The sequence below is a fragment of the Betaproteobacteria bacterium genome (assembly GCA_016720925.1).
Taxonomy (GTDB): Bacteria; Pseudomonadota; Gammaproteobacteria; order Burkholderiales; family Usitatibacteraceae; genus UKL13-2.
Genome location: JADKJR010000001.1, coordinates 543,262 through 555,204 on the forward strand (window position 1 = coordinate 543,262; position 11,943 = coordinate 555,204).

The window sequence follows — 11,943 nt, forward strand, 5'->3', positions numbered from 1 at the left end:
AGTTCGTAGAAGAACGCAGAGAGACCTTCGATCAGGATAGATATCGCAGCGAATTTGACGCCACACTAAAATTTGTAAGTAAGTACTTCCCGAACGGTTTCGCGAAAGCTGAAAAACGCAACTACAACGCCGAGAGTCCGTTTCGAGGCAATCGCTGTTGGAACAAATCTTGCGCTAAGAATTGATCCGCGTTTGGTGCCAGCTATTGATCCAAATGAATTGCTAAATACCAAAGCCTTTTATTACCTCACCAGAACTCACGCAAGTAATTCGGGGCCGCGTCTCGCGAGCCGGGTTGAGTATGTGCGAGACATGTTGCTAACAGGAGACTCCCCGCATGCCCGGACTGCGGACTGAATTCGCCTCCCGGCAAAAAGAACTTGAGCAGTTCATTAGCTTTCTAAGCGAACTAGACAAACAAGCACCACTTGTCGGGTCGCGCGAAGCTAAGAAGGTCACCGGTCGCTTGTCGGTACTGAAGGCGTCAACATTTTTGATGGCCTACAACCTCGTCGAATATTCCGTTCGACAGTCCTTTGCACTTCTATACCAAAAAGTTGAAGAGAAGAGCGCAACCTTTCGGACGCTTGATGAGCCGTTTCGCGAGCTATGGTTGACGCAGCAATTGAAAGATCGCGATGTTGCTTGGCTCTCAAGACTCGTACCGCAAACACACAAGAAAGCTATTGGATTTGTCGCCAATGACACGCCGCTGCTTCTGAATCCGAGATATCTGCCGATCGAGGGGAATCTTGATGCGGACGAAATAAGGATCCTATTTAGCAAACACGGACTGCGTTTAACAGTAAGCAAGAGCGCAAGTGGTGGCGCTACGCTCAAGACGGTCAAAACGAAACGCAATGCATTGGCGCATGGCCTTGAAACGTTCACTGAATGCGGTCGCCAGTTCGGCGTGAGCGATCTAGAGCAAATATGTTCAGAGACGTGCTTGTTCGTCTCGGGGGTAGTTGCAAGCGCGGAGCGGGCCGAGCGAAGCTCAGCAGGCACCAGAAAGGTGCCATAGTGTTCGAGAGATCTCATTCTGCGGAATTTGAGCCTGCAAAAAATCAAAACATTGCGGAGCAGAGGTCAAGCCTTGTTTCATGGTTGACCTCCACATCTGCGCCGGACTGGTGCGATTTTCCAAAGAGCATAAGAGTCGTAGACCTATTCTCAGGATGCGGAGGCTTAACGCTTGGTGTTTCTGAGGCTGCGCGTGCGGCCCAAGTTGGCACTGAAGTTGTTTTGGCTTGCGACACCAACGATAGCGCCCTCTCAGTTTATCGACAGAATTTTGGGAAAATCGGTGACCGTATCGTGCACGCTGATCTCATGAGCGCATTTGCTGACCCAAAGGAGTTTCATTTCAGCTCCGGCGTTGTTCCCTATAGCGAGTTTGGCCACATTGACTTACTTGTTGCTGGCCCGCCGCCGTGTCAAGGGCACTCGGATCTGAACAACTCGACTCGCAGATCCGACCCGCAATGAACTCTATTTGGCGCCATTTCTGGCTGCTGAGCGACTTCGACCATCGTTTGTGCTGGTGGAGAATGTTCCGGGTGTGCGGCATGCAGAATCTACTGTTGTTACTCGAGCGAAAAAGAAACTTGCGTCCCTAGGCTATAAGAGCGTTGATTTTTCAGTGTCCGCCGCTTCGGCAGGCTTGCCGCAAACGCGCACAAGGCACGCGCTCTTAGCTTGGTCAAGTTCATTTTTCTCCGGAACATTCTCGGTCGAACCATCGACTGTTGGCCCTGCACTATTTCCATTCATTCGTGATTTGGAGGACGAATGTCTTGAGGCTACTAGTGCATCCAATCGCGCTGCAGGGCTTTCTAATGAGAATTCGGCTGCGCATTGACTACTTGTTCAAAAACGCGCTCTATGAATTGCCGAATAGTCACCGGCCGCCATGCCACCAAAATGACAACCACTCATACAAGTCAATGTATGGACGGCTTCGTGAAGATCAGCCTGCGCAGACAATAACCTCAGGATTTGGCTCAATGGGGCAAGGGAGGTTTGTTCATCCGACGCGAAGGCGAACCATTACTGCGCACGAGGCTGCGCGAATTCAAGGGTTCCCAGATTTCTTTAGCTTCGAAGGAATTGAAAGAGTTACGGCACTGCGAGAGATGATTGGAAATGCGGTGCCTCCGCCGCTGGCAATGGCAATTGTTTTTGGCTTGCTGCCATTGCTAGCAAAGCGTTAGGTGGCCGCACAATTTTAGGTGGCACCTTTTGACCGCAAGACTCCGTTCGAATGCGATGAACTAAAGAGCAAGGTTCGTCATGTTATTGAAAACGAATCGTCGGAGTCGAACTTAATTTCATCATGGTCGTATCGAAGGTCAATTAGTCTATTCAAACTGACATTGCCCGGCGCGCTACGCAACTTAAGTCTTAGACTCTACGAACACCTCCGATGTCTTCCGATCATTTCGAAAACCTGATCCGCACCCTGCTTGAGGCCGATGGCTACTGGGTCGTCCAATCCTTCAAGGTCAACGTCTCCAAGCAAGAAAAGCGACAAATAGGCAAGCACACGATTCCAAGGCCGGAAATAGACTTACTAGCACTGGACTTTTCTAAGAACGAAATAATCGCGTTCGAAGCGAAGTCATTTCTGGATTCATCAGGCACGCGAGCCAGCGCGCTCTTGGCCACACAGGAAATCCCGGAGGGCAAGTACAAGTTGTTCACCTGTGAAAACTACAGGAACATAGTATTGGGGAGGCTGAAGCAGGACCTTCAAGCTAGGGCGATGGCAAACTCCAGAACAACCGTTCGCTTGGGGCTTGTGATTGGCAACGTTTACGCGAGGGACGTAATTCCAATTCGGCAACATGCGAAAAGGCAGGGGTGGGTGTACTGGTCTCCGCGCCTCTTGAAACGAAAGCTGCGAGCACAGGCCGCGCGGCATGAGAACGACTCCGTCATCATCGCAACAAAGGTCTTACTGCGATGACCAAAAGGATGTCTAAGCCGGCGCTCAACACAGTTGCACTGTGTGCCGGTCTTGAATAAATCGGTAAATTGGGGGCAGGCGGATTCAACTATTAAGTGCGACGGTTGATCAAGCGAAGAATACTTCATGTGCAGAACTAAAGGGGTCAGCGTGAATTGTTTTCAAAACGCTGACCCCTTTGCTCCAGATATGAGTCGCAATAACAACACGAACGCCTTTTCCACCCTGACGTTCAACTGGTACCCACGCGCCCAAGCATTTCGCGAATCTTCGGCTCCGGCTTCCAGTAACCAGGCCCTTTCAGGAATTTGCCATTCTCATCGTAGATCGGTTTTCCATCGGCGCCGAGCTTGCTTTCGTTGCTATCCATAATCACATTCAATACGTCCTCGAGCGGGAGACCATATTTGAGGGCTTCCGACCGGCAGTAGACGATGATGTCGCCGAGTACATCGGCAATGGCAACCGCCAGGTCGGTTGCGCTTGCGCCATTCGCCGCGGCCGCAACGATCTCATCGATCTCGTCGACTTCATCGCGCAACGTGTTCTTGAATTTGCCCAGCCGGTCTGCGACGTCTGCCGGGATGGTGGGAACGGCGTGGCGTGGCAGGCTATACATTTCATTCATGAGAGCGATGCGTTCTGCAAAGGGTTTGTTCACTGAGTTCTCCAATGCTGGTTTGATAATTGCGATGCAATCACGCAAGTTTGCAGCAGAATTTGCCGCGCGCCAGTCCCCACTTGCGAATAATGGCGGGCCAGGAACGCATTTGCTCTCAAGAGTTTGGATCCTGAAAGTCATGCGAGTCAGGCTCTTTAACTCCGGGTGATGGCGGCATTTACCTGCCGATCTCGTTTATTGGTATGAGGCGCCGTCTCGAAGGTGCGATGGTTGCGTTTCCATCAAACCCAAGCGCTGGTGCGGTTTTCCGGTCATTGTTGGCCGGAAACGCGCGCTAATTATGGCGCAACCATTTGGGGAACCTCTATTTACCTCCGTTCGTGCTGAGGTATCGAAGCACATTCAACATAAATGTCTGATACGTTTGATGCCGCAAGGCCCCTCGATACCTCAGGGCGAACGGAAATGAGGTTTCGAGAATCTCCCTTTGTTGCTTGACTGAAACTGGAGCCACCATGATCCTCCGCTGCCTTAAGTCATTTCTGCCGATCCTGGCGTTTGCCGTCGTATTCTTTGCCGCAGGCAATGGAGAAGCGCAAATCCCGCAAACCATCAACTACCAGGGCTATCTCACCGACAGCGCAGGAACACCGGTGAATAAGGCTGTGAATGTCACTTTCCGCCTCTACGCGGCGGCCTCGGGTGGCGAGCGAGTGTGGGAAGAGACGCAGTCGGGCGTTGGTGTGACGAACGGCCTCTTCAATGCGGTACTGGGCAGCAACAACGGTCTGAAAATTCCGTTCGATGTCCCATATTTCCTCAGCGTGCAAATCAACAGTGACGCCCAGATGGAGAAACGCCAGCCGCTGAGCGCCGTGCCGTATGCGCTGCGAGCGGATACGGCGAATGCGGTCGCGGCAGGCGCGACGATCGCTGCCTCGCAACTCACCGGGTCGATCACGACGGCGACAATTCCGGTGGCAAATGTGATCGGTGCGGTTGCAGGCCCTGCCGGGCCGACCGGGCCGGGGCCAGCAGGAGTGCAGGGGCCCGCAGGAGCGCAGGGGCCAGTGGGACCGCTGCCGACGGTGCGGGTCGCCTCGATGCCGAATTGCTGCTTCTCGATCGACAACTTGGCCGTCGGAGAAGCCAACGCCCAACCGGTGCTGCTGAAGAACACCGGCGGCGCCGGCACGTTCCTCGTCCGCGTCGACGCACAGCTCAACAACTTCGGAACACTGTACTTCAACTACCACTGCAAGTTGCAGAGCCTCGCGTACCCGGCAATTCTCGGCACACCGTTTAGCGACATCGCCGGCACGCGCCGGGATGTCCATTGGCGTACCGGCAAGGACAGTAGTGGGAACAGCACAGGCGCGAACGGCGTGTCGATCTCGATGCAGGCGACGGTGTCAGCCGGGATCTTAAGCACAGATGTCAGGCTGGTCTGCTGGGGCACGTGGGATGGCAACAGCCCGCCCATTGTCGACTACGGCTCCGGCGTGGAATCCGCGATCCTGACCCTGCAACCGATCGGCGGGATCTCCTAGTCATTCGTGCGAGCAGGTCGATGGCGAAAAGTGAATATTGCGGAAATCAAAGGGGTCAACGCTATTTGTTTTGCAAGGAGAGGATAAATGGGGCCACCATTTTTCAGCAAAAAAGGCCGAAACCCCAGCATTTACAGGCGATCCAGGCCATTTATCCTCGGGAAGCCGCACCAGTGCTAGTGTTTGGTGGTGGGTCTGTCAGCGCATCACCGCCCCTCTGACTCGCGCCCAAACTGCGCCAGCTTTTCCAAAAACTCCCTCGCCACCACCACATCTCTCCCCGCAATCCCATCCGTGAATTTCTGGAACCGTGGCGATTTACCCAGCCGCCCGGCCAGTTGCTTTGATGCCCACAACGCGAAGGGAATGAAGGCGACGCCGAAGGCAATACTCCACGCGATGAATGTCGGCATGAATGCGGAAACGGTGTAGAGGTTCACACCCAGCAGGCCTTTGAACAGCACCAGCACAAAGGGAATCCACCACAGCAGCTGTCCGGTGAGGAACGCCCACTTGAATGTGTTGAGCCGCGCGATCTTGATTTGCTCGATCTGGCTTTGCAGTTCCAGCACCGGGCGGCCGTAGTCGAGGCCGCGCAGCTGGCTGCGTTGATGGATGTTCAATGCCAGCATCACCACGGTCCAGGCCTGCAGCAACACGGCCGGCAGCAGGAAGGCGGGCTGATCGATGTGGCGGGCGATGAACCACCCGAAGAACGCGAGGAACGGGATGCTGAACAGGATCTGGACCACGTTGCCGGCGGTGGCGCGGCCGAGGTGTGCGCTGTGTTTTTCCACAAGGGTTTCGCGAAGCAGCAGTGTGTTCATGCGCAGCTGGGTTTCCAACTGGCGATCGCGCGCCATCCATTCCGTTTTCAGGTCATCGAGTGTGAGGTTCATGCGGGCTTTCCTTCTTTCTGTGCGTTCAGTTCGTGGAATGCGGCTTGCAGTTTGGTTTTCAGTCGATTGATGCGGGTGCTGACGTTGCTTGCGCTGATGCCGACGACCTCGGCGATTTCCTCGCTGCTGAAGCCTTCGAGGAAAAGCAGGATCAACGCGCGGTTCAATTCGTCAAGTCCATTGATCATCTGCCGCAGCGCACGCATGTTGTCGCTGTCGTGATCGAAGAGCGCATCGGCGGCGGCGATGTCGAGTCCGTATTCCTCAAGCGGCACGGTATCGCGCACGCGCCGGCGCTCGCTGCGGTAATGCGTGATGGCCACGTTGACGGCGATGCGATACATCCACGTCGAAAACTGCACCCGCCCATCGAACCGTTCATATCCACGCCACACCTGGATCAACATCTCCTGTACCAGGTCCTGCCGGTCGTCGCGGTCGCGGCAGTACATGTACGCGACCTTGAAAAGAATCCGCTGGTGTTGGGTCAGGCGGGCGATGAATTCGCCGGTCAGTTCCGCGGCGGTGGAAGGCATGGCCTTGGCGTGGTCGCCGGGGTGGTTGTTCGGGGACATGACGTCGGGGTTGAGTTTGGCTTGCATGATGCGTTATTCGCGCGGTGACGGGAATAAATCACGGTGGGCGGAAAATATCTTTCAAATGGCCGGATAGCGGGATATCCACTATTGCCCAGAAGCACAATTAAGCGGGCCAGGCGCGCACTTATTTCCGGCACGAATCATCCAGAGGAATTTATCGAGCCCGGCCCGATAGAGTTCGATAGAGTTCCTTGCGCACACTTGAACTACTTTGGCCTGGAGCAGACCCGCGTGGCGCCACCTGGCTTCATGCACTCGTTGTACTCGGCGATGGCGTTTTCCCTGTTGATTCGACTCATTTCCGCTCGGCACGCTGCGCTGGCGTTGCATTCCGCAATGGTTTTTCGGCGCTCTTCGGCGTGGATTGCCAGGCTTTCTTTGACCGACATCGTTCCACCGTTGGCGACATCCGTGAAGGGAATGCTGCCTACACTGGAAACCTGCTGAAGTTTGCGCATTTCGTAAGCGCATCCCCGCGGCGCCGGCATGCGCCTGACAGCCAGGGCTACTTCGCTGCTGCGGCCCACAATGATCAGTGCATCTCCGTTGCTGCAGAGAATCGTGGCCGCATCGACGCCCTGCGCGGAGATCTGCCCTTTGCCCCCGGGCCTGAAGAACGCCTGCGACACATTGATCTGGCGATAGACCCTTTCGGTCGACTTGCAGCCGGGGGCATCGCGCGGCGTCGGCCCACGGACGGCATTGCCCTTGAAAACCAGGTAGCGCTTGGTGCCGCAATCAGTCTGAGTCGCCTTGACCACCCTGGCGTTGGCCCAGATGGGGGCATCGGCAAACGCAGGCGATGATATGTGCAGCGAGGCGAGCCCGGCAACCGTGCCCATGCCGATCAGACTGCGCCGAAATGAAGCCATTTCAAGCATGTTCAATCTCTCCATGCGTCGAGGATGGAAGATTCAGACTATCCCAAACGCATGCATCAGTCTACTGCGGCAAGGCCTCAGTAGAGTCATAGGGGAGAGCACTATTTGTTTTGAAAACCATTCGCGCTGACCTCGTTGCTTGCTTACGCGCTTGCTTCACCAATTTATGCGCTCTTGATTCCCCGCAACCAGGTCACCACGGGCATCGCGGCCTCAAACATATCCGCAATCTTCCGCGGCAAGCCTTTCGCCGCGCGCGTTGAAAGATCCAGCGTCGCCTCGCATAAGTAGTGACGGTTCATCAGGTACGTGGCCAGCGGATGATCCTTCTCATATCCGGTCGGCACGCGGCTCATGCGGTCCTCGCTGGAGAGATCACCAAACGTTTTCTTGAATGATGGATCCGTGAGTGCTCGCGTGAGTGACGCGGGACGCGCGACGATGTTATCGCGGATGATCTTCAGTACCGCCGGCGGCGGGCAATAAATGCCGGACGAGATGAGCAAGCGCGCGTTGTGATCAATCTGAAAATAATTCACCGGCCGCAACTTGTCTGCCATGTTCCGCTCGCCAATCACCGCGCCAAAATGCGCATGGTACGGCGACTTGTCCTTGGCAAAACGCACGTCGCGATAAATGCGGAACACTGCCTTCTTTGGCTCGAATGGTGGAAGGGCCGCGTCAAATTTTCGCACCCTCTCGCCTACCTCCGCTACCAGGTCGGTGAACTCTTCGTTGAGGATGTCGAACTGTGGTTTGTTATGCAGGAACCAGGGGCGGTTGTTGTTGTCGTGAAGGCCGGTGAGGAAATTGGAAGAGGGAAGGGAGGTGCATGATGGGGTCAGGCGGTTTATCGTGAGATCGCGGGTACGGCGTCAGGTTTCGCAATATATGAACCAGCTCAGGGGCGGGTCCAGCAGCCTAGCAATGCTACATTGCAAGGCTTGAACCCGTGGAATTTCGCGTCGCGTCGAGTTCTTTGAACGGACTATCAAAATAGGGAGACCCGCAATGAAACGCATGATGGCATTCGTGTTGGCAATATCGGCCCTGCTGCTGCCAGTGGCAGGATGGGGCGACGTGGCTTCCGAGGTGGCGTCTTCACGCACGCAAAGCGCCGCGACGAGTGACGCGTTGGCCGGCGCGTGGAAAGCAAAGGTGCAGTTCAAGAGCGGCATGCTGGCGGATTGGAAGGATCTCCAATTCATGTACGCCTTCAACCACGGCGGCACGATGACCGAATCCTCAAACTACGACGGCTCGCCGCCGGGACCGCCCGCCTACGGTGTGTGGAAGAAGACAGGCGCGCGGCAATTCCAAGCGCGCTACGAAGTGTTCCTGACGAAGTCGGCCAAGCCGCTTGAGGAAATCGCCAAGGGTGGCGGCTGGCTGCCCGACGGCCACGGCGTTCTCTCGGAAAAGATCACGCTGTCGGCAGATGGCAAGTCCTTCAAGTCGATCATCCGCTGGGACATGTTTGACCAGGCGGGCAAATCAGTTGAAAGCGGCATTGAGGGCACGGGAGAAGGCAAGCGCATGGGGTTTTGACAGGTGTGAACACTGTGAACCGCGCTCGCGCTCTTTGTCGAACTGCCAGGCTTGCCGAGCGTTTATTTAGTGTCCGCGCCGCAGACTCCCTTTTTCATTGTTTCTGTGCGACGACCCGTCCTTCTGCATTCACGAATACGCGATAGCGGTTGCCGTCCTTGCAGGTCGCCACGTGGTCGTTGTCCGTCAATCGCGTCGCACTGATCACCTGACCACACGGCAAACCCAGCAGCGCGATGACAGCGGTCAAGTCCTTGAGGAGCGCGGCATCTTCCGCGGCACGCGCGTTCCCGGCGAGAAATGCCGATATCGCGACGATGGTTATCCAGCCCTTAATGTTTTTCATCACGTTGTTTCTCCTGGCAAATGATTAGATGGTGGCGAACTTGGCGGGATCGGCGAGGATGCCCCAGAGGGCTTCACGCGATGCCACAATCGCGCCTGCAAGCGGCGGATCGCCATCCTGGAGGAGCGCAAGCACTTTTTGCAGCAGCATCTCATACGGTCGCCGAAGTTCGGCCAACGTGATTTTGAGATGTCCCTGGTAATAAGCGCGGAATTGATTCAACAAGTCGTCGACTTGATTCTTGAGCGCGATTTTGGTGAACACACCAATGGCTTTGGTTTCCTTGAGTCTCGTCTCAAGGGATTTGAGATCGAGCGGCGTTGATGCGGCTGATTTCAGCGGCCCTGAAGGCGGGGCCTCCTTTTTTGCAAGCGGTCCGGCAGGCGCGGGAGAGACCGGGGCCTTTGCCGGTGCGGTGGCCGACGGTGCAGCCGCGTTGGCAGCAGACTGACTTGTCGAGCCGGGCGCGGCGGATAAAGTGGCCGGTGGTGCGGGTGCAACAGTGTCCACCGCTGTCGTGGCCTTGGGCGGTGTCTTGTCCGCCGGGACAGTCGGCATCGCCGTTGCGACCGCAGCACCTTTTGTCACGTCGTTCTGAACCGGATCGCTCACCGGCGCTTTTTCGAGCGCGGCACAGCCTGCGAACAGGACGGCGCAGAGCAAGCTAACGACGTGCAAGCCAACGATGTGCAAGCCAGCGACGCGTCCCGCCGTTATCAACCGCGCTTCAACGCGGTGCATTTCCAATCTGTTGCGCATAATGGCTCCTTGGCAGTAACGGGGGATCAGACACGATTTACGGCAATGACGTTCTCGTGATGCCCTCTATTCGCGATGCATTTGAGACGAATTTTGCCTCAGTTGGAAGAGGAGCGACGAAACAACATTTGCGATCTTCGCTGGGCCTCGCTACTTTTTTCTGCTGTCGCCCGGATGATTGTTCGCGGTACCTTCACGGCGGCATTCTGGCTATTACGCAACCTATCGCGGCGAACTTGATCGCATGTGCGGGATCGAAGGCGCCGCGCTCGATATGCGTGCGTATCCGGGCATCAGGCAGGTTGCGGTTCGGTGACGACGCGAAGCGTGGCCTCCAGCGTGATTTCCGGCACGCTTGCCAGCGCCTTGGACAGCGGGCAATCACGCTTGGCGGTATGGGCAAGGTCCTGAAATTTCGCATCGTCCAGGCCGGGGACGGTCGCCTGAAGCGTCAATGCAATACGGTCGATCACGAAGCCGTCATCCTGCTTGGCCAGACGCACGCTCGCCTGCGTATCGACGGATGCGGTGGCGAATCCGGCCTTGTCGCACGCAAACGAAAACGCCATGGTGAAGCACGCCGCATGCGCGGCCCCCAGGATTTCCTCGGGGTTCGTGGCGCGCCGATCATCCTCGAAGCGGCTCGCGAATCCGTAGGGGAAGTTTTTGAGGGCGCCCGTTTCGGTGCTGATCTGGCCTTTGCCAGCTTTGCCCTGGCCTTCCCAATGTACGCTGGCTTTCTTTTCAATCATGGTGAGTCCTTTCGATGATGGGTGAGCCGCGATGGCGTCGCGCGCGGCATAACGGTGGCCTGCCAAATGTGGTGGTCATTCGTGAATGCATGTTTGCAGGCAGGGCGCGCGATGTCTGTCTGGTGGCGCACAGAAAATGCGGGCGGGATTGGACTGCTCCCGGTAATGTGAGGACTTCCAGGTGATTTGAACGGTCGGTCTTTACAAGACGAATAAGAGGGGTTCAGACAGCATCTAAGCTATATTGTAAGAACACCATAGCGAAAACATGACAAACACCAGCATCCACGCGCCTTTTCAGCAATAAAGCCGCCAGAGACCCCGCCAATGCCAGACTTTTGCAGGTTCCGAATAAAGACTCGACGCACCAACGTTCCTCGCGATCTTTTGGGCGCAATCGTGGCGAAGGGCGCCTGCCAATGAGATTCCAGGGCCGAATCACCGAGTGGAAAGATGACCGTGGCTTCGGCTTCATCGCGCCCAATGGTGGCGGCGACAAGGTCTTCCTGCATTTCAGGTCTCTTCAAAAAGGTGAGCCGCGACCCGCCGGCGGTGAACTCGTCACCTATGAAGTGGTGCCGGTTGCAGGCAAAGGGCCGCGCGCTGAAAAAGTTGGCTACGTTGAGCGTTCGCGCAAGACATACGTGAACGGCGCGTACGATGCGCCGCGCCGCGGGAGCAGCAATCGGGTCACAACCATAGTGGTAGTGCTGCTCATCGCCATCGCCGCGTATGGCTGGCAGAAATATTCAGACCGGCCCAATGCCATTCGATCCGCGCCGCAAGCCGACGACAGAGCCGGGGCATTGCCATCGCCACCCCAATTGCGCACCGACCAAACTGTGCCCAGCAAATCCAGTGCGTTCACGTGTGAGGGCAAAATTTATTGTTCAGAAATGACCTCGTGCAAAGAAGCCAAGTTCTATCTGAAGAATTGTCCCGGTGTGAAAATTGACGGCAATGGTGATGGCACGCCGTGTGAAAAGCAGTGGTGCAAACACCTGTGGTCAGAGTAGCCA

General features: G+C 56.1%; 15 protein-coding genes and 1 pseudogene. 8 read left to right on the top strand and 8 right to left on the bottom strand.

Going from position 1 to position 11,943, the window contains the following annotated elements:
• Positions 1-337 precede the first annotated feature (337 nt).
• From IPP88_02650 to IPP88_02670, 5 genes are all read left to right on the top strand, one after another.
• The gene (locus IPP88_02650) at positions 338-1,024 is read left to right on the top strand and encodes a hypothetical protein (GenBank protein ID MBL0121656.1); all 687 of its coding nucleotides are present in this window, start codon (positions 338-340) and stop codon (positions 1,022-1,024) included.
• The gene (locus tag IPP88_02655) at positions 1,024-1,488 is read left to right on the top strand and encodes a DNA cytosine methyltransferase (GenBank protein ID MBL0121657.1); all 465 of its coding nucleotides are present in this window, start codon (positions 1,024-1,026) and stop codon (positions 1,486-1,488) included. Before IPP88_02650 ends, IPP88_02655 begins: the two co-directional genes overlap by 1 nt.
• 7 nt (positions 1,489-1,495) lie before the next feature.
• On the top strand, positions 1,496-1,861 hold the full coding sequence (locus IPP88_02660; GenBank protein ID MBL0121658.1) for a DNA cytosine methyltransferase: 366 nt from the start codon (positions 1,496-1,498) through the stop codon (positions 1,859-1,861).
• Positions 1,839-2,213 carry a DNA cytosine methyltransferase gene (locus tag IPP88_02665; GenBank protein MBL0121659.1) on the top strand — a complete coding sequence of 125 codons (375 nt, stop codon included), beginning with the start codon at positions 1,839-1,841 and terminating at the stop codon, positions 2,211-2,213. The genes IPP88_02660 and IPP88_02665 overlap by 23 nt, the downstream gene beginning before the upstream one ends.
• A gap of 212 nt (positions 2,214-2,425) precedes the next feature.
• Positions 2,426-2,968, top strand: a complete 543-nt coding sequence (locus IPP88_02670; GenBank protein MBL0121660.1) for a hypothetical protein — start codon at positions 2,426-2,428, stop codon at positions 2,966-2,968.
• 232 nt (positions 2,969-3,200) lie between these two features.
• On the opposite strand, the gene IPP88_02675 is transcribed toward IPP88_02670, so the two are convergent.
• Positions 3,201-3,629, bottom strand: a complete 429-nt coding sequence (locus IPP88_02675) for a pyrophosphatase (GenBank protein ID MBL0121661.1) — start codon at positions 3,627-3,629, stop codon at positions 3,201-3,203.
• Between the two features lie 962 nt (positions 3,630-4,591).
• Here IPP88_02675 and IPP88_02680 point away from each other — a divergent pair.
• Positions 4,592-4,672: pseudogene (locus tag IPP88_02680) on the top strand (collagen-like protein).
• 674 nt (positions 4,673-5,346) lie between these two features.
• On the opposite strand, the gene IPP88_02685 reads toward IPP88_02680, so the two are convergent.
• From IPP88_02685 to IPP88_02700, 4 genes are all read right to left on the bottom strand, one after another.
• Complete coding sequence (locus tag IPP88_02685) at positions 5,347-6,039, bottom strand: hypothetical protein (GenBank protein MBL0121662.1); 693 nt, start codon at positions 6,037-6,039, stop codon at positions 5,347-5,349.
• The gene (locus IPP88_02690) at positions 6,036-6,641 is read right to left on the bottom strand and encodes an RNA polymerase sigma factor (protein ID MBL0121663.1); all 606 of its coding nucleotides are present in this window, start codon (positions 6,639-6,641) and stop codon (positions 6,036-6,038) included. The genes IPP88_02685 and IPP88_02690 overlap by 4 nt, the downstream gene beginning before the upstream one ends.
• Before the next feature lie 203 nt (positions 6,642-6,844).
• A complete protein-coding gene (locus tag IPP88_02695) occupies positions 6,845-7,519 on the bottom strand; it encodes a hypothetical protein (GenBank protein MBL0121664.1) in 675 nt (224 codons plus the stop codon).
• 164 nt (positions 7,520-7,683) lie between these two features.
• Complete coding sequence (locus tag IPP88_02700) at positions 7,684-8,373, bottom strand: DUF2461 domain-containing protein (GenBank protein ID MBL0121665.1); 690 nt, start codon at positions 8,371-8,373, stop codon at positions 7,684-7,686.
• A 157-nt stretch (positions 8,374-8,530) separates the two neighbouring features.
• On the opposite strand from IPP88_02700, the gene IPP88_02705 reads away from it, so the two are divergent.
• Positions 8,531-9,067 carry a hypothetical protein gene (locus IPP88_02705; protein MBL0121666.1) on the top strand — a complete coding sequence of 179 codons (537 nt, stop codon included), beginning with the start codon at positions 8,531-8,533 and terminating at the stop codon, positions 9,065-9,067.
• 94 nt (positions 9,068-9,161) lie between these two features.
• Here the strand turns inward: IPP88_02705 and IPP88_02710 are convergent, their stop codons facing one another.
• From IPP88_02710 to IPP88_02720, 3 genes are all read right to left on the bottom strand, one after another.
• Positions 9,162-9,416: a hypothetical protein gene (locus tag IPP88_02710; GenBank protein MBL0121667.1), complete on the bottom strand. Its 255-nt coding sequence runs from the start codon at positions 9,414-9,416 to the stop codon at positions 9,162-9,164.
• A gap of 21 nt (positions 9,417-9,437) precedes the next feature.
• On the bottom strand, positions 9,438-10,172 hold the full coding sequence (locus IPP88_02715) for a hypothetical protein (GenBank protein ID MBL0121668.1): 735 nt from the start codon (positions 10,170-10,172) through the stop codon (positions 9,438-9,440).
• A gap of 293 nt (positions 10,173-10,465) precedes the next feature.
• Positions 10,466-10,924, bottom strand: coding sequence for an OsmC family protein (locus IPP88_02720; GenBank protein MBL0121669.1), 459 nt, complete (start codon positions 10,922-10,924; stop codon positions 10,466-10,468).
• A 419-nt stretch (positions 10,925-11,343) separates the two neighbouring features.
• Between IPP88_02720 and IPP88_02725 the strand changes: the two genes are divergently transcribed.
• A complete protein-coding gene (locus IPP88_02725) occupies positions 11,344-11,940 on the top strand; it encodes a cold shock domain-containing protein (protein MBL0121670.1) in 597 nt (198 codons plus the stop codon).
• Positions 11,941-11,943: the final 3 nt, after the last annotated feature.